This window comes from Cupriavidus sp. FW306-01-F10A, assembly GCF_058782785.1.
The window spans coordinates 205613-227662 of sequence record NZ_JBYSYA010000001.1 but is presented as its reverse complement, the minus strand read 5'-3'; the positions used below and the strand labels follow the sequence as shown (position 1 = coordinate 227662).

At 67.9% G+C, this 22050-nt stretch carries 22 protein-coding genes; 14 read left to right on the top strand and 8 right to left on the bottom strand.

Going from position 1 to position 22050, the window contains the following annotated elements; all coding sequences use genetic code 11:
* Positions 1–26: 26 nt before the first annotated feature.
* Positions 27–782 carry a response regulator transcription factor gene (locus AC3WLF_RS01070; protein WP_492317145.1) on the top strand — a complete coding sequence of 252 codons (756 nt, stop codon included), beginning with the start codon at positions 27–29 and terminating at the stop codon, positions 780–782.
* On the opposite strand, the gene AC3WLF_RS01065 is transcribed toward AC3WLF_RS01070, so the two are convergent.
* The gene (locus AC3WLF_RS01065) at positions 779–2626 is read right to left on the bottom strand and encodes a phosphodiesterase (RefSeq protein WP_492317146.1); all 1848 of its coding nucleotides are present in this window, start codon (positions 2624–2626) and stop codon (positions 779–781) included. The genes AC3WLF_RS01070 and AC3WLF_RS01065 overlap by 4 nt on opposite strands.
* A 230-nt stretch (positions 2627–2856) precedes the next feature.
* Here AC3WLF_RS01065 and AC3WLF_RS01060 point away from each other — a divergent pair, with 230 nt between their 5' ends.
* The 3 genes from AC3WLF_RS01060 to AC3WLF_RS01050 all read left to right on the top strand — a co-directional run bounded on the left by AC3WLF_RS01060 (position 2857) and on the right by AC3WLF_RS01050 (position 5765).
* Positions 2857–4485, top strand: coding sequence for a methyl-accepting chemotaxis protein (locus AC3WLF_RS01060; protein ID WP_492317147.1), 1629 nt, complete (start codon positions 2857–2859; stop codon positions 4483–4485).
* 191 nt (positions 4486–4676) lie between these two features.
* Entirely contained in the window at positions 4677–5273 is a 597-nt protein-coding gene (locus tag AC3WLF_RS01055) for an HAD domain-containing protein (RefSeq protein ID WP_492317148.1), read from the top strand.
* Between the two features lie 123 nt (positions 5274–5396).
* Positions 5397–5765 (top strand): 5-carboxymethyl-2-hydroxymuconate Delta-isomerase, encoded by a 369-nt coding sequence (locus AC3WLF_RS01050; RefSeq protein ID WP_035823957.1) that lies wholly within the window; start codon positions 5397–5399, stop codon positions 5763–5765.
* Between the two features lie 225 nt (positions 5766–5990).
* On the opposite strand, the gene AC3WLF_RS01045 is transcribed toward AC3WLF_RS01050, so the two are convergent.
* Both AC3WLF_RS01045 and AC3WLF_RS01040 read right to left on the bottom strand, forming a co-directional pair.
* Positions 5991–7052: an alpha/beta hydrolase fold domain-containing protein gene (locus AC3WLF_RS01045; protein WP_492357668.1), complete on the bottom strand. Its 1062-nt coding sequence runs from the start codon at positions 7050–7052 to the stop codon at positions 5991–5993.
* A 53-nt stretch (positions 7053–7105) separates the two neighbouring features.
* Complete coding sequence (locus AC3WLF_RS01040; protein WP_010809407.1) at positions 7106–7564, bottom strand: HU family DNA-binding protein; 459 nt, start codon at positions 7562–7564, stop codon at positions 7106–7108.
* Positions 7565–7913: 349 nt separating this feature from the next.
* On the opposite strand from AC3WLF_RS01040, the gene AC3WLF_RS01035 reads away from it, so the two are divergent.
* The 3 genes from AC3WLF_RS01035 to AC3WLF_RS01025 are packed head-to-tail and all read left to right on the top strand — an operon-like array spanning position 7914 to position 10297.
* Positions 7914–8264, top strand: coding sequence for a PepSY domain-containing protein (locus AC3WLF_RS01035; protein ID WP_492317151.1), 351 nt, complete (start codon positions 7914–7916; stop codon positions 8262–8264).
* Positions 8265–8281: 17 nt separating this feature from the next.
* Positions 8282–8956, top strand: coding sequence for a response regulator transcription factor (locus AC3WLF_RS01030; RefSeq protein WP_492317152.1), 675 nt, complete (start codon positions 8282–8284; stop codon positions 8954–8956).
* Positions 8957–10297: a sensor histidine kinase gene (locus AC3WLF_RS01025; protein ID WP_492317153.1), complete on the top strand. Its 1341-nt coding sequence runs from the start codon at positions 8957–8959 to the stop codon at positions 10295–10297.
* Here the strand turns inward: AC3WLF_RS01025 and AC3WLF_RS01020 are convergent, their stop codons facing one another.
* Positions 10298–10795: an Mpo1 family 2-hydroxy fatty acid dioxygenase gene (locus tag AC3WLF_RS01020; protein WP_492356281.1), complete on the bottom strand. Its 498-nt coding sequence runs from the start codon at positions 10793–10795 to the stop codon at positions 10298–10300.
* A gap of 215 nt (positions 10796–11010) precedes the next feature.
* Here AC3WLF_RS01020 and AC3WLF_RS01015 point away from each other — a divergent pair, with 215 nt between their 5' ends.
* The 5 genes from AC3WLF_RS01015 (at position 11011) to AC3WLF_RS00995 (ending at position 16363) form a co-directional block, all read left to right on the top strand.
* A complete protein-coding gene (locus AC3WLF_RS01015) occupies positions 11011–11763 on the top strand; it encodes a Crp/Fnr family transcriptional regulator (protein ID WP_492356280.1) in 753 nt (250 codons plus the stop codon).
* Positions 11764–11790: 27 nt separating this feature from the next.
* Positions 11791–12657 carry an arylamine N-acetyltransferase family protein gene (locus tag AC3WLF_RS01010; protein WP_492317156.1) on the top strand — a complete coding sequence of 289 codons (867 nt, stop codon included), beginning with the start codon at positions 11791–11793 and terminating at the stop codon, positions 12655–12657.
* Positions 12658–12862: 205 nt separating this feature from the next.
* Positions 12863–13627, top strand: coding sequence for an SDR family oxidoreductase (locus AC3WLF_RS01005; RefSeq protein ID WP_011617096.1), 765 nt, complete (start codon positions 12863–12865; stop codon positions 13625–13627).
* A gap of 97 nt (positions 13628–13724) precedes the next feature.
* Positions 13725–15473, top strand: coding sequence for a class I adenylate-forming enzyme family protein (locus tag AC3WLF_RS01000; protein ID WP_492357667.1), 1749 nt, complete (start codon positions 13725–13727; stop codon positions 15471–15473).
* Positions 15474–15520: 47 nt separating this feature from the next.
* Positions 15521–16363: an acid phosphatase gene (locus AC3WLF_RS00995; protein ID WP_492357666.1), complete on the top strand. Its 843-nt coding sequence runs from the start codon at positions 15521–15523 to the stop codon at positions 16361–16363.
* 33 nt (positions 16364–16396) lie between these two features.
* Here the strand turns inward: AC3WLF_RS00995 and AC3WLF_RS00990 are convergent, their stop codons facing one another.
* The 3 genes from AC3WLF_RS00990 to AC3WLF_RS00980 all read right to left on the bottom strand — a co-directional run bounded on the left by AC3WLF_RS00990 (position 16397) and on the right by AC3WLF_RS00980 (position 17872).
* Positions 16397–16879, bottom strand: coding sequence for a CreA family protein (locus AC3WLF_RS00990; RefSeq protein ID WP_456806530.1), 483 nt, complete (start codon positions 16877–16879; stop codon positions 16397–16399).
* Between the two features lie 15 nt (positions 16880–16894).
* Entirely contained in the window at positions 16895–17380 is a 486-nt protein-coding gene (locus AC3WLF_RS00985; RefSeq protein ID WP_013952870.1) for an acyl-CoA thioesterase, read from the bottom strand.
* A gap of 210 nt (positions 17381–17590) precedes the next feature.
* The gene (locus AC3WLF_RS00980) at positions 17591–17872 is read right to left on the bottom strand and encodes an HU family DNA-binding protein (RefSeq protein WP_010814166.1); all 282 of its coding nucleotides are present in this window, start codon (positions 17870–17872) and stop codon (positions 17591–17593) included.
* 508 nt (positions 17873–18380) lie between these two features.
* Here AC3WLF_RS00980 and AC3WLF_RS00975 point away from each other — a divergent pair.
* Together AC3WLF_RS00975 and AC3WLF_RS00970 are read left to right on the top strand one after the other, a co-directional pair.
* Positions 18381–19583: an ammonium transporter gene (locus AC3WLF_RS00975; RefSeq protein WP_456806532.1), complete on the top strand. Its 1203-nt coding sequence runs from the start codon at positions 18381–18383 to the stop codon at positions 19581–19583.
* Positions 19584–19796: 213 nt separating this feature from the next.
* Complete coding sequence (locus AC3WLF_RS00970; protein WP_492351901.1) at positions 19797–20654, top strand: mechanosensitive ion channel family protein; 858 nt, start codon at positions 19797–19799, stop codon at positions 20652–20654.
* Between the two features lie 19 nt (positions 20655–20673).
* Here AC3WLF_RS00970 and AC3WLF_RS00965 read toward each other — a convergent pair whose 3' ends face one another.
* A complete protein-coding gene (locus AC3WLF_RS00965; RefSeq protein ID WP_492317160.1) occupies positions 20674–21879 on the bottom strand; it encodes a Bcr/CflA family multidrug efflux MFS transporter in 1206 nt (401 codons plus the stop codon).
* Positions 21880–22050: the final 171 nt, after the last annotated feature.

Genomic DNA, 22050 nt, shown 5'->3' with positions numbered 1-22050 from the left:
GCCACGGCTCTCGTATTTCGCCATCGATGAATATTGCGCTGCTCATGGGCAAGTCGCCCCAACTCCGGCCGGTGCCGGAACTGCTGGCACGTTCCGGTTATCGTTGCAACGTGTTTGAAACGGGCCGCGACCTGATCCACGGTGTCAGCCAGGTACCGTTCGACATGCTGCTGATCGATGATGAATTGCCAGACCTGCCGGCCATCGACGTTATCCGTGCCGTGCGCTGTGCGCGCTCACGCGATGTACCCATCATCATGCTTGCGGCCGACAGCAGTGAAGACGGCCTCATCGATGCACTCGATGCCGGCGCTGATGACTACGTGTGCCGCCCGCTCAATGTGCGCGTGCTGATGGCACGCATCACGGCGCTGCGCCGCCGGGTGACCGGCGAGCGCCTGCGCCAGGGCCTGGTGGTGCGCGTGGGCCCCTACCAGCTCAACAGCGTGGGCCGCTTTGCCACGCTGCGCGACGAGCGCATCGAAATGACGCCGAAGGAATTCGACCTGGCCATGCTGTTGTTTTCCAATGTCGGCAGGGTCCTGTCCTGCGACCGCATCCAGCAAGCCGTGTGGCGGCATGAACTGGCGCCGCTGTCGCGGGCACTGGCGGGACTGATCTCGCGCCTGCGCAAGACCCTGCGCATCGGCATCGCCAACGGCATCGTCATCACCGTCGTCTACGCGCACGGCTACCGGCTCGACGTACTGGAAGGGGGCGCCGCGCCCAGGCTGCCCGCGGCGGACCGCCGGGTCACCAGGCGCAGGCAGCCGGACCGCTAGACCGACAGCGTCGCGGCCAGCGACAGGAAATCCAGCACGGCCATGCCGGTTGCCGAGCGCTTGGCCTCGCGCTTGGCCGCCGCCGCCGCGGCGCCGATATGCTGGCTGCCCAGCCGCTGCAGGCCCGCCACGCCCTCGCCGCTCACACACACCACGCCAACCGCCATCGACACTGGCGCAAAGAAGACCGGCCGCCCGTGGCGGTCTTCGCCATGCATGCCGCCGGCGCTGCGATCGGCGGGCGAATACATGGCGCGCGCCGCGTCGTTGAAGCGCCGGATCGCAGCTTGCAGGCGCGCGGCCCAGTCGCTGCTCTGGTACAGCACCAGGAAGTCGTCGCCGCCCACGTGGCCGAGAAAATCGCGTGCGGGATCACAGGCCTCGGCCAGGATGGCGGCCGCGCCCTTGAGCATTTCATCGCCCTTCCAGTAGCCATACTTGTCGTTGAAGGGCTTGAAGTGGTTCAGGTCGACATAGCATGCGCGGAACTCGCTGGCGGCTTCGATCAGGCGCTCGATATGCTGGTTCAGCGGGATATTGCCGGGCAGGAAGGTCAGCGGATTGGCGTAGCGCGCCGCCTCCATGCGTACTTCGGTGATGGCCCGGATCAGGTCAGCGCCGGTGCCCAGGCCGATATAGCGGCCCTGTTCGGTAATCACGAAACCATCGGCAAGCGAGCGCGTGTTCTCGCCGGACAGGATCTGCGCCATCTCCTCCAGGCTGGCGCGATGGTCAAAGCAGGCCGGCTCGCGGTTGGCCATGGCGATGCAGGCCTTCTTGCCATACAGCTCGCGATGGAACGGCGCCGCGTAGCGGTCAATAAAGGCCTGGCGGCTGATGATCGCCAGCGGCCGGCCTTCGTCATTGACGACGGCCACGGCCTGCAGGTCGGGCTGGTCCTGGAAGACGCGCAGCACCGCATCGTTGCTGGTGGCAGGCGACACCGTCGGCGCAGGCCGCAGCAGGCGCCCGGCGGTGATGCCCGACCAGCCTGAGCGCACCATTTGCGGAAACACGGCGATATGCCTCGAAGCCAGCGTCTGGTGCACGTGCTGCGGCGCCTGCGCGGCCGGCCGCGCCGAGGGCCGGCCCACGTAGTAGCCCTGGGCGCCGGCCACGCCCAGGTCGCGGATCACGGCGAGCTCGTCTTCGTCCTCGATGCCTTCGGCGATCACGCGCCCGCCAAAGGCGCTCATCACGCGCAGCAGCGCGCGCAGGATCTCCAGCCGCCGCGAACAGGACGCAATGCCCCGCACCAGCGATTTGTCGATCTTGACGAACTGCGGCGACAGGTGCGCAAGCAGGTCGAGGTTGGCATGCCCGGTGCCGAAATCATCCAGCGCGTACTGCATGCCAAGCTCGCGCAGCACCGCCATCGCCTGGGCAAAGCTGGCGGCATCGCCGATCGGGGTCTGTTCGGTGATTTCGATCACCAGGCGCGACGGCGCAATGCCGGCCTCCAGCAGCGCCGCCATCAGCCGCCCGCGCTCGGCCAGCAGGTGCCGCAACGTCATGGGGCTGAAATTGAGGAAGAGCTTGCCGGGCAGGTCCAGGCTACGCCAGGCGGCCAGCGCGGTGCGCGCCGCGTGGATCTCCAGCGCCATGGTCGCGGCAACGCCCTGCGCCAGCCGGAACAACGCGTCCGGGCTCGCCCAGGGCGAGCCAGCCGGGCCCCGGATCAGCGCCTCGTAGCCGAGGATCTCGGCATTGTCCGCCTGCACGATCGGCTGGAATACCGCATGCAGCGGCGGCAGCCGCGCATGCGCGAGCGCCGCCGCGATGGGGGTACCAGCTGCGACAGGTGCGCGGTCGTGCAAAGGCGTGGCGGCAGGCAGGCCTGTCATGGCGGGAAATCCGGGGATAGAGCAAGAGGGCGAGCGACATTGCATGACATGGATATGACAGCGTGATGACAAAAATCCTCATCCCATGTCACGCCGGCGTCACGTTGATGACCGACCATCCGTGCGCCGCCTGCGACCGTCCCGGACAGAGGACAGCGCGCGCGGCAATTCGGGTCAAGCCCGGGCCGTGCATCCTTCTGGAGCCAGCACGCCCGTTTGGAGTCTTCTCCGTGTTGCAAGTCATCAAGACACGCCTGCCCGGCCGCAGCCGGGCAGCTGCCCCCGCTCGGCTGTTCACGCGGTTTTCCGTACGACTGGGCCGCCTGCCGCTGGTGGCGCGCCTGTGCGGCGCCTTTGCCCTGGTGTACTTGTTCGGTGCCGCGGTCGGGTTGACGGGGATCGCCAACCTGGTGTCGATCAAGGCGCGCACCGACACCCTGTACCAGCACGACATGCACGGTGCCATCTCGGCCGAGCGCGCGCAGTCGGCACTGGCCACCCTTGGCCGTGCCCAACTGGCGCTGACCATGGCCACTAGCAGCACCGAGCGCGACGATGCCGCCGCCGACGTCGCGCGCAGCCTGTCGCAGCTCGATGCTGCGCTGGCCGGCGTACGCCAGGCCGCAGCGGCACAGGCCGCGCCGCTGCTGCGCGAACGCCAGCGCACCGGCGAGCTGGTGCAGGCCTACGTGGCGCTGCTGCGCAAGCAGCCGCTGGACTCGCTGCAATTCGACAGCGCGGTCTCGGTCGACGGCCACTTCGTTACTGAACAGCTGCAATCCCTCAGCCGGCAGGTGGAAGCCGTGCGCCAGCAGCAGGAACAAAAGGCCGCCGCCACGGTGGCCAGCGTGGCGGCCAGCCAGCTGCGCGCGCAGGCATGGATGGCCGCCCTGCTCGGCGCCAGCCTGCTGGCGGCCGCCGCGCTGGCGTGGATCGCGGCGCGCAGCCTGCGTGCCGAACTTGGCGGCGAGCCGCGCGACGCCGCCGAGATCGCTCGCCGCATAGCCGCCGGCGACCTGACCGCCACCATCGCCCTGCGCCCGTCGGACCACAGCAGCATGCTGCACCACATGGCCGGCATGCGCGACCAGCTTGCCGGCGTGCTGGCCCGTATCCAGGCCAGCGCCCAGGAGATCACCGCGGCCGGCCAGCAGATCGCCGAAGACAACCACGCCTTGTCGGCGCGCACCCAGCGGCAGGCCAGCGCGCTCGATGCCACCACCGGCAGCATGCAGGCACTGGCCGCACGCGTGGCCGACGCGCACGCCCAGGCCACCGAATCGAGCCAGATGGCCAGCCAGGCACGCGCCGCCACCGATGCCGGCGCTGCCGTGGTGCAGCAGATGCGCGGCGCGATGGATACGCTGCACGGCCACTCGCGCCATATCGCCGAGATCGTCGGCGTGATCCAGGGCATCGCCTTCCAGACCAATATCCTGGCGCTGAATGCCGCCGTGGAAGCGGCCCGCGCCGGCCCCGCCGGCCGCGGCTTTGCGGTGGTCGCGCAAGAAGTGCGCGCGCTGGCCCAGCGCAGCGCCGATGCGGCGCGCGAGATCGGCGGCATCGTCGGCACCGCTACCCACGAGATCGAGCAAGGCGCGCGCCTGAGCGCCAGCGTGGTGGCGGCAATGGACCGCATCGCGGCTACCGTCGGGCACAGCCATGCGCTGGCCGAGACCTTGCGCACGCTTGCCGACGAGCAGGCCGGCAGCGTGCAGGCCGCCGGACAATCCTTATCGCAGTTGCGCCAGACCGCCCAGCAGAACGCGGCGCTGGTCGATGACCTGGCCAGCCAGGCAGCCCGGCTGGACCAGCAGGCAGCGGCACTGGCCGACGATGTGGCCCGCTTCCGCTTCTAGTGCGTGTCATCTTTGTAACGGGCAGATGTGTCTGGGCGAAACATTTGTCATGGCGACGTAACCGGCATTTACGTCTACCCCGATAAAGTTACAGATCTGTTGCAACTGAACTGGTGCCGGTTACGTGTCAGCCTGCCCGTGGCGAGTAATCTTGGTTCACACCAACTGAACTGTCACCCGCACAGGAAACCATGGCTGAACGACTCATCATGCTGGACGTACCCGGCGTCCTGTATTCCGACCGCTCCCGCACCCGCCTCGGCGGCATTCCGGATTCGGGCACGCTGCGCGACGTCCGGTTCTTTGATCCTGTCGCGCTGGGGTTCGTACGCAGGTTGTTCGGCGTGGCCGGCGCCCGCGTGGTGGTGTCCGACGCCTGGCGCCGCGGCACGCCCGCGGCAATCCTGCAGCAGCTGGACCTGCAGGTCGAAGCCATGACCCCGCCGGCCGCAGGCGGCCATGGTGCGGAAATCGAAGCCTATTTCGCCCAGGGCGCCAAGCCGGTCCACTACGTGATCATTTCGTGCGCCGCCCCGGAGTCGATGCCCGAGGCCATGCGCGAGCACCTCGTGACCGTTGACCCGGCTGCCGGGCTGACCCTGGAGAACTTCCAGCAGGCGCTCGGCATCCTGGGGGTGGCCTGCCCGTCCACGGTGATGCCCGCACCGAAACTGGATGCCGGCCTGAAGGCCAAGCTGGCCCAGCTGCAGCAACTCGCCCGGGAGAATCCGGCCCGCTTCGGCAACGCGCTGGCACCGGCACGCGAGCGCACGCCCGTCCACGCCTGATCCGCACCAGCAGCACATCCCGACGGGGCGCTCCAAGGCGCCCCGTTTGCATTGCTGCGCCCGCCACGTGCCGGCGATCCCGTATCATGCTCGGTTTCACCGGAACACAGTCAGGACGCCGCCATGCCTCACCTCGTCATCGAACTCACCGAAAACACCCGCCTGAACTGCTCGCAGGAAGAGTTGCTGGATGAAGCCAATGCCGCCCTGCTGGCCTCCGGACAGTTCCAGGAGGCGGACATCAAGTCGCGCTGCATCACGCTGTCGACTTACCGCCAGGGTGTGGACGCGGTCGAGCGGGCCTTTGTCCACGCGCGCCTGTCGATCCTGGACGGCCGCGACACCGCCGTGCGCCAGGCGCTGGCGCAGGCCGTCTGCGACGTGATCGCCGAAGCGGTGCGCGCCGGCTCGGGCACCGGCCAGGACGTGCAGGTCTCGGTAGAGGTCTGCGAGATGGCGCGGGCAACCTATGCCAAGCAGGTGGTGGCCTGAGTTGGCGGGCCGGATGGTCGCCGCCAAATAAAAAACCCGCGGCCATTGCGGCCGCGGGCGGAAGCTTCAGGAAGATTCCGGAAGCTCTGTCATGGGGAGCGCCCCCGCACCCATGACCTGACCGATTCTAGGGGGGCGCCCGTCCTGTCCATTTGACGCAGGTTAAACTTGCTCCAGTCGGATCCGGTTGCGGCCAGCCTGGCATGAATCACCGGGCGGCCGGCATCAACCTGGGTCGGTTACCTCCTGCGGGGCAACGGCAGCGCGCACAGGCGCCAGCCCGTCCCTGCCCTCCGTGCCATGTGCGTCGTCGGCCAGCACTGACCGCACAATCTCGGCAAACGCCGCGTCCGCTTCCGGCATCGGCAGCAGCATCCACACGTGGAACATTCCCTCGCCCTCGTGATACCGAAGCGGCAAGCCTTGCTCGCCGGCCATCTGGCGGAACTTCCTGCAGTCGGGCAGCAGGATGTCATGGGTCCCGATAAACAACGTGGTGGGCGGCAGCCCGCGCAACACGCCGTGCATGGGACTGACCTGTGGCAAGGTGACAGGATCCGCGCCGGCATAGACGCGCCCGCATTCAATGCCCCCGGGGCGTGACAGCATCGGGTCGAACGGCTCCAGGGCATCGATGCCGGGATTGTCGCCGGTGGCATCCAGGAACGGCGACAGCAACACCAGGCGCTGCGGCAGCGGTTGGCCGCTGTCACGCAGCACCTGTGCCAGCGCCAGTGCCATGCCGCCGCCAGCGGAATCGCCCATGACGGTCAGGTCTGCGCCCGGATAGCGCTGCTGCAGCACCTGCCACAGCGGCACCATGGCCGCGAACACGTCGCGGTGGGTATGTTCAGGCGCCAGCGGATAGACCGGCACGGTCACCGCGCAGCCCAGCGCGTCCACCAGCTTGCCGATGAAATTCCAGTGCTGGCTGACGATATCGAAAACATAGCCGCCGCCGTGCAGGTAAAGGACATGACGGGGTTTACCGTGCGCAGGCCCGTTCCTGGGCTGCACGGTGTAGACCTCCATCCCGGCGATCCGCTCCTCGCTGACCGCTTGCCGCGCACGCAGGCGCCGGGACGGATAGGCGCGCCCAACAATACGGCGCCGCCGGATTTCATCATGGAGCGCCTGGGCGCTGGCAAACCGCTGCTTGCGGCGCACCAGCCGCAAGGCGATCCGCCACAGCTGGCTTTGCAGACTCGGCATCGTGTCTCCCCCGCGCCGGTCTGTCGCCGGCGGCTGAAAATGCAGGAGCGCGCGGCACGTATTGCGCTCGCGCAATAAAAAAGGAGCCGGCAAGCGGCTCCTTTCTTGTCAGGACAACGTGGCGCAGATCAGGCTGCGGCGTCCTTCAGCTTCTTCAGCGGACGGACCTTGACCTTGACGCTGGCCGGCTTGGCCGGGAACCAACGCTCTTCACCGGTGAACGGGTCCTTGCCGAAACGCTTCTTCTTGGCCGGCACTTGCTGCGCCGTGACCTTCAGCAGGCCGGGCAGCGTGAACTCGCCAGCGCCCTTCTTGTTCAGCGCGCCGATGATGGTGGTTTCCAGATGGGCCAGCACCGTCTTCACGGCCTTGGCTTCCAGTTGGGTCTGGGCTACCAGGTGAGCGACCAGGCTCGACTTGTTGAAGGTGTCCTTCAGCGGGCGCGCAACGGGCGCAGCGGCAGGAGCAGCCTTCTTGGCCGGCGTGGCCTTCTTGGCGGCAGCCTTCACGGGTGCCTTGGTTGCCGCGGCCTTCTTGGCAGCGGGCTTGGTTGCGGTCTTCGCGGTCGGTTTCGCTTTGGTCGCCATATCGATATTCGTAAGTTGAACAGATGGGTGTCGGCAGATGTTTCGCATTGCTTCTCAGCGTTGCGCAATCGTCTTCTCGATGCCCACTGAATCATAGCGGAAAGTACCGTAAGTCAAGGGGTTTTCGTGCAGGCGAAACGTAAAACCCCGTGAAAACCCCGGGTTTTGTCGCGGCTTTGCCTCAGTGGAAACGCGAATACGGCCTACGTCCCCCCGTTTTGGCGTTCGCGGCAGACGCTTCGGTGCCGGCGCGCGCAGCGATGCGCGAGCCGCGGCGCTACCGTTTGCGGCCTGGCCACGAGGGCTGCGTTCAGCCCGCATTCAGGCAATCTGATGCAAACTCCGGGCCATGAAGTTCAAATTCCCGGCCCTCCTGCACCCCCGCATGCTGGTCGCCGCGGCGCTGCTGGCGCTGGCGGCGATGCCGGCCGCGCACGCCGACAAGGACGCCGACCGCGCCCGCGCGGCCGTGCAGTCCGGCGAAATCCTGCCGCTGTCGCGCATCCTGGAAACGGTGTCGCGCCAGTACGAGGGCGACGTCATCGGCGTTGAGCTGGACCGCGACGACGGCATCTGGCAATACGAGGTCAAGCTGCTGTTGCCGGGTGGTTCGGTGGCCAAGCTCGAGTACGATGCACGCACGGCCGCCCTGCTCAAGGCGAAGGGGCGTGGGCTGGAAAACGCCCGCCGCAAACCCTGACCGACAGGAAACCCCCGATGCGCATCTTGCTGGTCGAAGACGAAGCCGCCCTCGCCGCCCAGGTCCGTGCCAGCCTGGCCGACGCCGGCTATGCCGTCGACGTGGCCGCGGACGGCCTGGATGCCTGCCACCTGGGCGAGCAGGAGCCCTACGACGCCGTCATCCTGGACCTGGGCCTGCCGCGGCTGGACGGCCTTTCGGTGCTGCGCCGCTGGCGCGCCGCGCAGGTCAGCGTGCCGGTGCTGATCCTGACCGCGCGCGACAGCTGGACCGAGAAGGTCGAAGGCATCGATGCCGGCGCCGACGACTACCTGGCCAAACCATTCCGCATGGAAGAGCTGCTCGCGCGCATCCGCGCGCTGATCCGGCGCGCGCATGGCATGCCGGCGCCGGAGCTGCAATGCGGCCCAGTGCGCATGAATCCGCGCGCAGGCAAGGTCACCGTCGACGGCAAGCCGGTGGCACTGACCTCGCATGAATTCCGCGTGCTGGACTACCTGATGCACCATCCCGGCGCCATCGTCAGCAAGACCGCGCTGACCGAGCATATCTATGCCCAGGACTTCGACCGCGACAGCAACACCATCGAGGTCTTTGTCGGGCGGCTGCGCCGCAAGCTTGGCGTGGATGTCATCGAGACCGTGCGCGGCCAGGGCTACCGCATGCGGCCGCCGTCGCCACTGCAGCCCTAGATGCCCGCCCGCCTGCGCCGATCCCTTGCGCTGCGCCTGCTGGCAGTGGCGGCGGTCTGGCTGGCAGCGGCGCTGGGCGCCAGCGGCTGGCTGCTGTCGACGCTGTTCGAGCGCCACGTCAACAACACCTATGTGCGCCAGCTCGACCACCAGTTGGCGGGCCTGGCCGCGGCGCTGGACTGGAGCGCCGACGGCAAGCTGGTCCTCACCCGTACCCCTGCCGATCCCCGCTACGAGCTGCCCTACTCCGGCACCTACTGGCAGGCGCGCGCGCCCGGCGCGCTGCTGCGCTCGCGCTCGCTGTGGGATACGGAAATGCCGGTGACGGTGGAGCGCCGCCTTGCCGGCGCCCAGGCCGACGTGCGCCCGGGCCCCAGCAACCAGTCGTTGCTGGTGGTGTCGCGGCAACTGGTGCTGCCATCCGCGGATACCCCGGTGGAGATCTCGGTGGCGCTGGACCGGACCGAGCTGCGTGCCGCGCGCCGCAGCTTCAACCGGACGCTGGCGTGGTCGCTGACGGCGCTGGGACTGGGGCTGATGCTGGCGGTTGCGGCGCAGGTGAAATTTGGGCTGGCGCCGCTGGCGCGGCTGCGGCGCGCGCTGGGCACGATGCAGGCGCGGCGCGAGGCACGCCTGGGCGGCAACTGGCCCGCCGAAGTCGAACCCCTGGTGGCCGAGATCAATGCCCTGCTGGCACGCAACACCCAGGCGCTGGAACGCTCGCGCCGGCAGGCGGCGGACCTGGCGCACGCGGTCAAGACGCCGCTGGCAGTGCTCGCCAACGAGGCCGCGGCGCTGCCGGGGGCGCCGGCGCAAGCCGTGGGGGCGCAGGTTGAAGCGATGCGCCGGCAGGTCGACCGCCATCTGGCGCGCGCCCGCGCCGCGGGCGCCGCGGCGGCGCGCGGCCAACGCATCGATGCCGGCGCGCCGGTGCGGGAGCTGACCCGAGCACTGGCGCGGCTGCACGCTGAGCGCGCGCTGGCGCTGACGGTTGAGGGTGCCGGGCACTTTGCCGGCGACCGGCAAGACCTGGTCGAAATACTCGGCAACCTGCTCGACAATGCCTGCCAGTGGGCGCGCACGCGCGTGCGCGTCACGCTGCAGGAAGCGGATGGCGAGCTCGAAATACTGGTCGAGGACGACGGCCCGGGCATGCCGCCGGAAGCGCAGGCACTGGCCACCGCCCGCTTTGGCCGGCTCGACGAGGCCGCTGCCGGCAGCGGGCTGGGCCTGGCGATCGTGACGGAAATCGCGGCGATGTACGACGGCAGCCTGGCGCTGGCATCGAGCCCGCTGGGCGGGCTGGCGGCGCGGCTGCGGCTGCCGGCGGGGCTGCCCTGATCAGTGCGCGCGGGCGGCCATGGCCTCGCGCGTGCCGCGTGCCAGCCCCAGCGCAAAGGCGGTTTCCGCCACCAGGAACAGCGGACCGATCAGCAGGCCGACCAGGTCGTCGACGAAGGCCGGCTTGCGCCCCTCGTAATAGTGGCCGATGAACTGGATCACCCATCCCACCACGAACAGGCCAAGGCCGATGGCAAGCCACCAGGCGGTGGGCATCGCCGCAAAGTGCGCGCCGGCATAGAGGAAGAACGCCAGGATGACCGCCATCGCCACCCCGAACACCAGCGACAGGCGCAGGTAGAACAGGCACGACAGGATGTACAGCAGCATCGCCGGCGTCAGGTAGGCAGAGCCGTCGCCCAGCGTCAGCGCCGGGCGCGCCAGCAGCGTCGTCACTGCCAGCACGATCATCGGAATGCCGATGAAGTGCGTAAAGACGTTGCGCGGGTCGCGATGGTAGGCGGCGTAGTTGGCCAGGTGTTCGATCAGGGTTTTCACGGGGGTATCTCCTTGTATGCGCAGGCGTGCGCGTTCCGCGCCGCAAGGGCGGCCGGACGCTGCCGCCTGCTGCTGCGCGGGGGGCGCGATGTGGATTTATAGTAGTGGGCGCGCACCGTGCGGTCTGTCAGGTTTTTGACAGTCCGGACCGTCGCTGCGTGCCCTTGTGTGTCCCTGCTGACACCCGGCACAACCCCATATGAAAGGAGACCGGCATGGGACTGGCGCGCCCGCCGCAACACCCTCAACCGCAACTCGCCGGCACACTGCCCGCCCCGGTGCCGTTGCGCGACGATGCGCTTGCTGCCGTACGTGCCGGTGCCTGGTTCAGCCAGTTGCCGCCCGCACTGCGCCAGGCACTGCTCGATGACGGCAGCCTGCGCCGGCTGGTGGCCGGCGAGACGCTCTTTGCCCGCGGCGACCGTTTCGACGGCCTGTATTGTGTCGCCAGCGGCACCATGCAGATCCACGCCAGCGGCGAATCGGGCAAGGCGGCATTGCTCGGGCTGCTGGAACCCGGCACCTGGTTCGGGGAGATCTGCCTGTTCGACGGCCTGCCGCGCACCCACGACGCGCGCGCGGTCAGCACCACGACACTGTGGCATGTGCCGCGCGCCAGCCTGGAGCAGCGCCTGGCGCAGCAGCCGGCATGGTGGCAGGCCTTCGGGCAATTGCTGGCAGCCAAGACGCGCCAGGCCTTCAACTATGTCGAGGAAGCGCAGTTGCTGCCGCCGGCGGCCCGCATTGCCCGGCGCCTGGCCGCGATCGCGCATGGCTACGGCAACCTGCCGCAGGCCCAGGCCACGCAGCGCGTGCGCATCCCGCAGGAGCAGCTGGCGCAGATGCTGGGCCTGTCGCGCCAGACCGTGAACCACGCGCTGCGCGAACTGGAAGCGCGCGGGCTGCTGCGGCTGGAGTATGGCGGCATCGAACTGCTTGACCTGCCGGCGCTGGAAGCGCTCAACTGAACGCATCGCACCGGAGCCCCGCACATCATGATGACCCTGGATGCCCCCCAACTGGATGCCTGGCTGGCGCGCCTCGGCATCGCCGCCCCGCCCTCGCCCACGCTGGAAGCGCTGGATATCGTACTGGCCGCGCACCTGGCCAGCATTCCGTTCGAAAACGTCGATCCGCTGCTGCGCCGGCCAGTACGGATCGAGCTGGATGCGGTCTTCGACAAGCTCGTCACGCGCCGGCGCGGCGGCTACTGCTTTGAACTCAATACCCTGCTGGCGGCCGGGCTGGGCGCGCTCGGCTACGCCGTGACGCCGCTGGCCGCGCGCGTGCGCTGGGGCGTTCCCGACGACGTGCCGACCGCGACCTCGCACATGCTGCTGCGTGTGGAGGTGGCGCATCGCAGCTACCTGGCCGATGTCGGCTTCGGCGGCCCCACGCCATACCGGGCGATGCCGCTGTCCGAGCCGGCCGATGACAGCTTCCCCTACCGTCTGGCGCCTTCGCCGCCGCAGACCTCCGCCACCGCGTTCCACAGCTACGACCTGGAGGCGCGCGGCGATGCCGGCTGGATCAAGGTCTACCGCTTCGACCTGACGCCGCAGCCGTGGATCGATTTCGTGCCGCGCAACTGGTATGTATCGACGCACCCTGACAGCGTATTCCTGCAGCGGCTGATGGCCGCGCGCACCGACGGCGACACCCGCGTGACGCTGGCCGACGGCGACCTGGCCGAGCGCGCACCGGACGGCGCCGTGCGCCGAACCCGGCTGGCCTCGCCCGAGGCCGTGGTGCGGGCCTTGTCGGATCGCTTTGGCGTGCTGCTGGACGATGAGCTGCGGCGTGGCCTGGCCGACGCCCTGCCAGCGCTGCTGGCGCCCGCAACGGCATCCTCCGGCACCTGAGGCGCCATTATTCTGCTATGCAGCATGCCTGCCATGCACGGCGCGCATTGCCCGCAGAAAGAATCCTGATATGGCCGGCGCGCGGCACCCGGGCCTGTGGACTGAGGCCAGCGGCGCCACCATAATGTCCCGGCGATGCTGCCTGCGGGCGCGTCGCCAGGACAAAGCCGGCCCCTGACGCCGGCGCAGCCATACAGGAGACTCCATGTCATTGTTTGATCTGACGGGCAAGGTTGCCATCGTCACCGGCTCCTCGCGCGGGATTGGCCGCGCCATCGCCGAGCAGATGGCCGTCCAGGGCGCCAAGGTGGTCATTTCTTCGCGCAAGATCGAGGCCTGCCAGGAAGTGGTGGATGCCATCAACGCCCGCCACGGCGCCGGCACCGCGATCGCGGTCCCTGCCAATATTTCTTCGAAGGACGACCTGCAGCGCCTGGTCGACGAGACCAACCGCGCCTTCGGCAAGATCGACGTGCTGGTCTGCAATGCCGCGTCCAACCCGTACTACGGGCCCATGAGCGGCGTGTCGGACGACCAGTTCCGCAAGGTGCTGGACAACAACGTCATCTCCAACCACTGGCTGATCCAGATGGTGGCCCCGCAGATGATCGACCGCAAGGACGGCTCGATCATCATCGTGTCGTCGATCGGCGGCCTGCGCGGCTCGCCCACCATCGGCGTGTACAACATCTCCAAGGCCGCCGACTTCCAGCTGGCGCGCAACCTCGCCGTCGAGTTCGGGCCGCACAACGTGCGCGTGAACTGCATCGCGCCGGGGCTGATCAAGACCGACTTTGCGCGCGCGCTGTGGGAAGATCCCGAGCGCTACAAGCAGTCCACCCAGGGCGCGCCGCTGCGCCGCATCGGCGAACCCGTCGAGATCGCCGGGGCGGCGGTCTACCTGGCGTCGGCAGCCAGCACCTTCATGACCGGCCAGGCGCTGGTCGTGGACGGCGGCGTGACCATCTGAGCGTCTGGCCCCAGCGTTGCGGGCGCCGGCCTTGAGGCCGGCGCCCGCCGCTTTCCTGCATTTCCCTCAACCTGCAGTGCAGTTCCGGGAGGCAGTCATGTCGAGCAATCCGCAGTTGGCCGGCACCTGGCCGGTCATGTCGCTGGCCGAGGCCCACGCCCGGCTTACCGCGCCCGGCGCGCCGTTCGAAACCGAAACGCGCGTGATCCGCGGCATCCCCACCACCGTCTGGAAGAACGCACCGCCCACGCTGCGCGAGCTGTTGCTGAACACGCGCGCGTTTGCCGACCGCACCTTCGTGGTCTATGAGGACGAGCGCGTCTCCTACGATGCCTTCCGTCGCGCCGCCATCGCCCTGGCCCATGCACTGGTGCGCGACGGCGTGCGCAAGGGCGACCGCGTGGCCGTAGCCATGCGCAACCTGCCTGAATGGCCGGTGGCGTTCTACGGCGCGCTGTTGGCCGGCGCCATCGTGACGCCGCTCAATGCCTGGTGGACCGGGGCCGAGCTGGAGTACGGCCTGGCCGATTCGGGCAGCCGCGTGGCGATCGTCGATGCCGAACGGCTCGACCGCATCCTGGAACACCTGCCGGGCTGCCCGGCACTGGAACGCGTCTATGCCTCACGTGCCGGCGGCACCGCGGCCGAGCCGCGCGTGGCCCCGCTGGAAAGCGTGATCGGCAGCCCGGCTGACTGGGCCGCGCTGCCAGACCAGGCGCCGCCGCAGGTCGATATCGATCCGGACGACGACGCCACCATCTTCTACACCTCGGGCACCACCGGCAAACCCAAGGGCGCGCTCGGCACGCACCGCAACTCCACCAACGTGGCGGTTGCCGGCAGCTTCAGCCCGATCCGCAACCTGTTGCGCCGGGGCGAGCCGATTCCCGCGCCGGACCCCGCCGCACCGCAAAAGGCCATGTTGCTGGCGGTGCCGTTCTTCCACGTCACCGGCTGCATGGCGGTGCTCAACGGCGCCATTGCCACCGGCGGCAAGATCGTGCTGATGCACCGCTGGGACGCGCTGCGCGGCATGGAGCTGATCGAGCGCGAGCGCTGCACCGCGGCCGGCGGCGTGCCCACCATCGCATGGCAGATCCTGGAGCATCCGGAGCGCGGCCGCTTCGACCTGTCCTCGCTGGAGAACGTCAACTACGGCGGCGCGCCGGCATCGCCCGAACTGGTGCGGCGCATCGGCGAGGTATTCCCGCTGGCCGCACCCGGCATCGGCTGGGGCATGACGGAAACGTCGTCCACCTTCACCAGCCACAGCGCCGAGGAATACGTGATGCGTCCGGACAGCAGCGGCCCGGCGCTGCCGATCGGCGAGATGAAGGTGGTGGACGGACACGGCCGCACCTTGCCGCCCGGCGAGACCGGCGAGCTGATGGCGCGCGGCGCCAATGTCGTGCGCGGCTACTGGAACAAGCCCGAGGCCACGGCGCAGACCTTTGCCGACGGCTGGCTGCGCACCGGCGACATTGCGCGGCTGGATGAGGAAGGCTACGTCTATATCGTCGACCGGATGAAGGACATGCTGATCCGCGGCGGCGAGAACATCTACTGCATCGAAGTGGAAAGCACCCTGTACGAGCATCCCGCGGTGATGGATGCCGCGGTGGTCGGGCTCGCGCACAAGACGCTGGGCGAAGAACCGGCCGCGGTGATCAGCCTGAAGCCCGGCATGCAGGCGAGCGAGGCCGAGCTGCAGGATTTCGTGCGCACCCGGCTGGCCGCATTCAAGGTGCCGGTGCGTATCCTGATTTACCAGGAGATGCTGCCGCGCAATGCCAATGGCAAGATCCTGAAGTCGAACCTGCGCAAGCTGTTCGACGCTGCCACCTGAGCTGCGGCAGGACAGCCGACTCGACAAGAACAACAAGGAACGACAAATTGACGGAACAAGCAAAGCGTGACCACTCCCTGTCCGCCCCGGTGCGGGCAACTATCGCGGTGGCACTCGCCGCCCTGGTGGCTGGCTGCGCCGCCGGCGGCACCAACCTGTCCGCGGTGCCGGAGCTGCGCCCGGGCGTGCCTGCCGGCTACCTGGCTACCGACGCGCGCCCGGACAGCCTGAAGCTGCTGCCCGCGCCGCCGGCGCAGGGCTCGGCAGCGCTGGCGCTGGATGAGGATGCCGCGCGGCAGGCCGGGACGCTGCGCGGTTCACCGCGCTGGCAAGTGGCTGGCGAGGATGCCGTGTTGACGTTCCCGCAGGCCGCCAGCGCATTCTCCTGCGCGCTGGGCGTGCCGGTCAGCGAGAAAGAAACGCCGTACCTGAACATCCTGCTGCGCCGCAGCCTGGTCGATGCCGGCCTGTCCACCTACAAGGCCAAGGAACACTACAAGCGCACACGCCCCTTCGTTGCCAACAAGACCCAGATGTGCACGCCGGCCGAGGCCGCCAAGCTGGAAAAGGACGGTTCGTACCCGTCCGGCCACAGCGCCATCGGCTGGGCCTGGGCGCTGATCCTGGCTGAGGTCGAGCCGGAACGCGCCAATGACATCCTGGCGCGCGGGCGCGCGTTCGGCCAGAGCCGCGTGGTCTGCAACGTGCACTGGCAAAGCGATGTCAACGAGGGCCGCATGATGGCCGCGGCAACGGTGGCGCGGCTGCATGCCGACCCGACCTTCCGCGCCGACCTGGACCGGGCCCGCCGCGAAGTGGCGGCGGCACGCGCCAGCGGCGCGCGCCCGTCGCGCGACTGCCAGGCGGAGAGCGCGGCGCTGGCCCCCTGATCCACCGGGTGCCGGGGCCGGCTGCTGCACGGGTTACTTCACCGGGATGACCGTGCCGGCCGGCACCGGCACGGCGGTGACGCTGTTCTGCGGGCTGCCGCTGACAATGCGGTCGGAGTATGTCAGGTACACCAGCGTATTGCGCTTGCGGTCGACCGCGCGCACGACGTGCAGGGCCTTGAACAGGATCGACATGCGTTCGGAGAAGACGTTGTCCTGTTGCCGGATCGGCCCCTTGAAGGCGATCGTGCCCACCTGCCGGCAGGCGATCGATGCCTCCGGCGGGTCTTCGGCCATGCCCAGCTGGCCCTTGATGCCGCCCGTGCGGGCGCGCGACACATAGCAGGTCACGCCGTCCACCTGGGGGTCGTCATAGGCTTCGATCACGACCTTGTCGGAGCCGGTCATGCGGAAATTGGTGCTGACGCTGCCGATCTCCTCGGCGTGGGCGCCCGAGGCGGCCGCCAGACAGGCGACGGCCAGGACCGTGCGGATGCGATTGCAGTTGCGCTTCATGGCGGGGGTCGGTATTCAGGTCACCGACGACTTGATGTCGTCGTGACGTTTTTCCATTTCCTGGCGCAGCGCGCGGCGCTGCTGGGCGGCGGCAAAGCGCTGGCGCTCCACCTCGTCGCGCGGCTCCAGCGGCGGCACCTCGGCCGGCGTGCCGTTGTCGTCCACGGCCACCATGGTGAAGTAGCAGCTGTTGGTATGGCGCACCAGCTTGCTGCGGATATTTTCCGTCACCACCTTGATGCCGATTTCCATCGAGCTGCGGCCGGTAAAGTTGACCGAGGCCAGGAAGGTCACCAGCTCGCCCACGTGGATCGGCTGGCGGAACACCACCTGGTCGACCGACAGCGTCACCACGTAGCGGCCGGCGTAGCGGCTGGCGCAGGCATAGGCAACCATGTCCAGGTACTTGAGGATGGTGCCGCCGTGGACGTTGCCGGAGAAGTTGGCCATGTCCGGCGTCATCAGCACGGTCATGGAAAGCTGGTGGGACTGGTCGTTCATGATGCGGGTACGGATTGCGGGGGCGGGATTTCGGGGGCGAACCTGCGATGGCGGCATTGCCTGAGGGCACGCCGGAACGCTGGCGCCGGCAGTTTAACCCGGATCGTGCCCGCCGTTGCCGGCGCCGGCCCGGTATCGGCAGGCGGGGCCGTGCCAGGCAACAAAAAAGCGGCCTGCAAGGCCGCTTTTCACGCTGTGGACGCAAACTGCTTACTTCTTCTTGTTCACCGCGTCCTTGAAACCTTGCCCGGCAGAGAACTTGACCGTCTTGGCGGCCGGGATCTTGATGGTTTCACCGGTGCGCGGATTGCGGCCGGTGCGGGCGGCGCGTTTGCCGGCGCTGAAGCTGCCAAAGCCCACCAGCGTCACCGAATCGCCCTTTGCCACTGCCTTCTTGATACTGTCCAGCGCTGCGTTGAGCGCGCGCTCGGCGGCGGCATTGCTCAGTTCTGCTTCCGCGGCGATGGCCGATACCAGTTCACCTTTATTCATGGCTGATTTCCCTTGTTGGTCGTCGTCACCGATGTGCGTGCCTCGCGGCAAAGCCATCGATCGGCGCAGTCTAATCTGCCCGTCGCGCGTAGAGCAATCCCCAGTGGCACCAATGCGACAAAAAAACCCGCAAATCCTTGATTGAGGCCGGTTAGCGGGCAATTTTCCACGCTTTTCCCGCTTGCCAGAAGCCGGCTTTGCCGGGCCGTCCCGCAGCGCGGCAACGCCAGACCGGCGCGCGCCTGGGGCAAACCAGCAGCATAGGACAAATTCCCACAAATGGGGCGTCGCACCATAACGGTTCAGCCAGCGCCGCCGTTGCGCGCCATTTCGGCGCATCCGCACTATCACGGCGATCCCAGCGGCAACGCTGCCAACAGCGCCGCCCCTGCCCGTGCGCGGCATTCCGGTGCGGTTTTACCCGACAAGGTGCACGTGGCACCAGGATGCGGCCATTGCTGGAATGCTTTTTGCATACCCACGCTCCCATTTTGAGCATGAGGTCACTATGGACAACTGGAAGACCGGCACCGACGCCCTGTTTATCCTGCTAGGCGCCATCATGGTGCTGGCCATGCACGCCGGCTTCGCCTTCCTGGAACTGGGCACGGTGCGCAAGAAGAACCAGGTCAACGCACTGGTAAAGATCCTGGTGGATTTTGCGGTTTCGACCATCGCCTATTTCTTTATCGGCTACACCATTGCCTACGGCGTGCAATTCATGTCCGGGGCCGAAACGCTGGCACAGAAAAACGGTTACGAACTGGTCAAGTTCTTTTTCCTGGCGACATTTGCCGCGGCCATTCCGGCGATTATCTCGGGCGGTATTGCCGAGCGTTCGCGCTTCAACCCGCAACTGGTCGCCACCTTCGTACTGGTAGGTTTTGTCTATCCGTTCTTCGAAGGCATCGCCTGGAACCAGCGCTATGGCGTGCAGGACTGGATCACGCGCGTGGCCGGCGCGCCATTCCATGACTTCGCCGGCTCGGTGGTGGTGCATGCGCTGGGCGGCTGGATCGCGCTGCCCGCGGTGCTGCTGCTGGGCGCGCGGCGCGGGCGCTACCAGAAGGACGGCCGCATCAGCGCCCATCCGCCCTCAAACATCCCGTTCCTGGCGCTGGGCGCCTGGGTGCTGGCGGTGGGCTGGTTCGGCTTCAACGTCATGAGCGCGCAGACGGTCGACAAGGTCAGCGGCCTGGTGGCGATCAACTCGCTGATGGCAATGGCCGGCGGCACGCTGGCGGCCTGGGCGGCCGGACGCAACGACCCGGGTTTTGCCTACAACGGGCCGCTGGCCGGGCTGGTGGCGGTGTGCGCTGGCTCGGACCTGATGCACCCGCTCGGCGCGCTGATCACCGGCGCGGTAGCCGGCGCGCTCTTTGTCTATATGTTCACGCTGGCGCAGAACAAATGGCATATCGATGACGTGCTCGGCGTGTGGCCGCTGCACGGGCTGTGCGGCGCCTGGGGCGGCATTGCCGCGGGCATCTTCGGGGCCAGGGCGCTGGGCGGGCTGGGCGGCGTGTCGCTGGGCGCGCAGGCGATCGGCACCGTGCTTGGCATCGTGGTGGCGCTGGCCGGCGGCACCCTGGTATATGGCGCGCTGAAGAAGTTGGTGGGCATCCGGCTGGATGCCGAAGGCGAATTCAACGGTGCGGACCTGACCTTGCACCGGATTTCGGCAACGCCGGAACGGGAAACCAACTGGTAATGGCTTTCGGGCCGTCCTGATTTAAATAGACAAGCTGCGCGAAGCGGCTTGTCTTAACAATAATTTGCTTGCACTTCCGGTACGGCGTCTCAATAATTGCCGTGCCCATGTATTGCGCCGCAACAGCGCGCAGGGCTAGCACATCGCTGCCGGCTGAATCGGGGGATGTTGTGCCGGCGGCCGGCCGGACACCAACATGAAAGGAATACGCCGATGGATGCCACTACCTTCGATAACCTCAAGGCCCTGGTCGTCACCTACGCGACGGAATTCGGGGTCAAGATCCTGGCGGCCCTTGCCTTCTGGGTCATCGGCCGCTGGCTGATCCACTTTGTCGTGCGCATGGTGCAGAACGCGCTCGGCAAGCAGAAGGTCGATCCCACGCTGCTGCGCTATGTCGGCTCGATCGTCACCGTGACGCTGAACGTGGTGCTGGTGATCGGCATCCTCGGCTTCTTCGGCATCCAGACTACGACCTTCGCCGCACTGATCGCCGCCGCTGGCGTGGCCATCGGCATGGCCTGGTCGGGGTTGATGGCGAACTTCGCTGCCGGTGCGTTCCTGGTGGTGCTGCGCCCGTTCAAGGTGGGAGACTTCGTGACGATCGGCGGCGTGACCGGCACGGTGCGCGAGATCGGCCTGTTCGCAACCTCGCTCGACACGCCGGACAATGTGCAGACCGTGGTCGGCAACAACAAGATCTTCAGCGATACCATCCAGAACTTCACCGCCAACCCGTACCGGCGCGTGGAACTGAAAGCGCAGCTTGCCGGCAGCACCGACACCGCCCATGCGGCAGCGCTGCTGAAGGGCCGCATCGCGGAAATCCCCAACGTGCTGGCCGAGCCCCCGGTCGACGTCGAGATCCTGGAGTTCACGCTGGTCGGCCCGGTGCTGGCGGTGCGTCCGTACTGCCACAACGACCACTACTGGCAAGTCTATTTCGATACCAACCGCATCATCCGCGAGAGCTTCGGCCAGGCTGGCTATGCCGCACCGATGCCGGCGCAGATGGTGGTGGTGCAACAGGCGGCTGTCGAGCAGGAGGCCGCCGTGCAACAGGCCGCCTGACGGCGGCTCGCAGCCAGTGTCAACGGCGGCCTGAGCGGCCGTAGTAGCGCATCAGCACCGCGCCCGCGCCGCAGGCCGCCATCACCACGCCCAGCGGCAGCGCGGTGCCGTCGCGCCACAGGCTGACGGCCGCGCCGCCCAGCGTCCCGAGTGAAAACTGCAGCGTACCCATCAGCGCCGAGGCCGTGCCGGCGCGATGGCCCTGATGGGCGAGCGCCAGTGCCGACGCATTCGGCGATACGCAGCCGAGCGCGCCGATAAAGACGAAAAAGCCCGCCAGCAGCACCGGCAGCACCGCCATGCCTGCAAGCGCGGCAACTGCCAGCGCCAGGCCAGCTGCACAGGCCGCCAGCAGCGCGCCCCCGAGCACCTGGTCGAGCGAGCAGCCGCGCACCAGCCTGGCGTTGAGCTGCGACATCGTAATCAGGCCCAGCGCATTGGCGCCGAAGACAAAGCCATAGTGCGACGGCGCAATGCCGTGCAGCTCGATCAGCACGAACGGCGAGCCGGAGATATACGCGAACATGCCCGCCGAGCCGAAACCCGCAGACAGCGAATAGCCGAGGAATTCGCGATCCCGCAGCAGCTCGGCATAGCTTTTCGCCACCGTGCCGAGCCGCAGCGGCGCCGCGTGGCGCCGGTCCAGCGATTCCTCCATGCGCAGGTGGACCAGCAGCAGGATCAGCATCCCTGCCACCGCCAGCACCCAGAAGATCGCACGCCAGCCCGACACCGAGAGAATGGCGCCGCCGACGATCGGGGCCAGGATCGGCGCAACCCCCATCACCAGCATCAGCGACGAGAACGCGCGCGCCGACTCATGCGCCTCGAGCCGGTCGCGGATCACCGCGCGTGCCATGACCATGCCGGCGCAGCCGCCCAGCGCCTGCAGGAAGCGCCACAGCATCAGCGACTCCACGCTGCCTGCCAGCGCGCAGCCCACCGCGGCGGCCACGTAGAGGCACAGGCCGACATAGAGCGGCGGCTTGCGCCCGAAGCGGTCGCTGAACGGCCCATAGAAAGCCTGCCCCAGCGCCAGCCCCACCAGGAATGTGCCGAGGGTCAGCTGCACCTGGCCGATGTCCACGCCGAGATCGCCGGCCAGCGACGGAAAACTCGGCAGGTACATGTCGATCGACAACGGCGCGATCGCCATCAGCGAACCGCAGATCAGCAGCCAGGCAGGAAAGCGCGCGGCCGAGGCAGCGCTGGTGGAACGGAGCATGGGAAGTATCCGGGGGAACGGCGTTGTCATGCACGGCCAGCCTGCTTGCGCCGCAGCCCGCGCCTGCAACCCGTGAAAAGCCGCAATTGTTGCACAGCATAACGAAAGCGGTACGGCACTGGCGTAGCGGGTTTTGAAACAGTCGTTCAGAAAAACTGCCCTGCCAAGGTC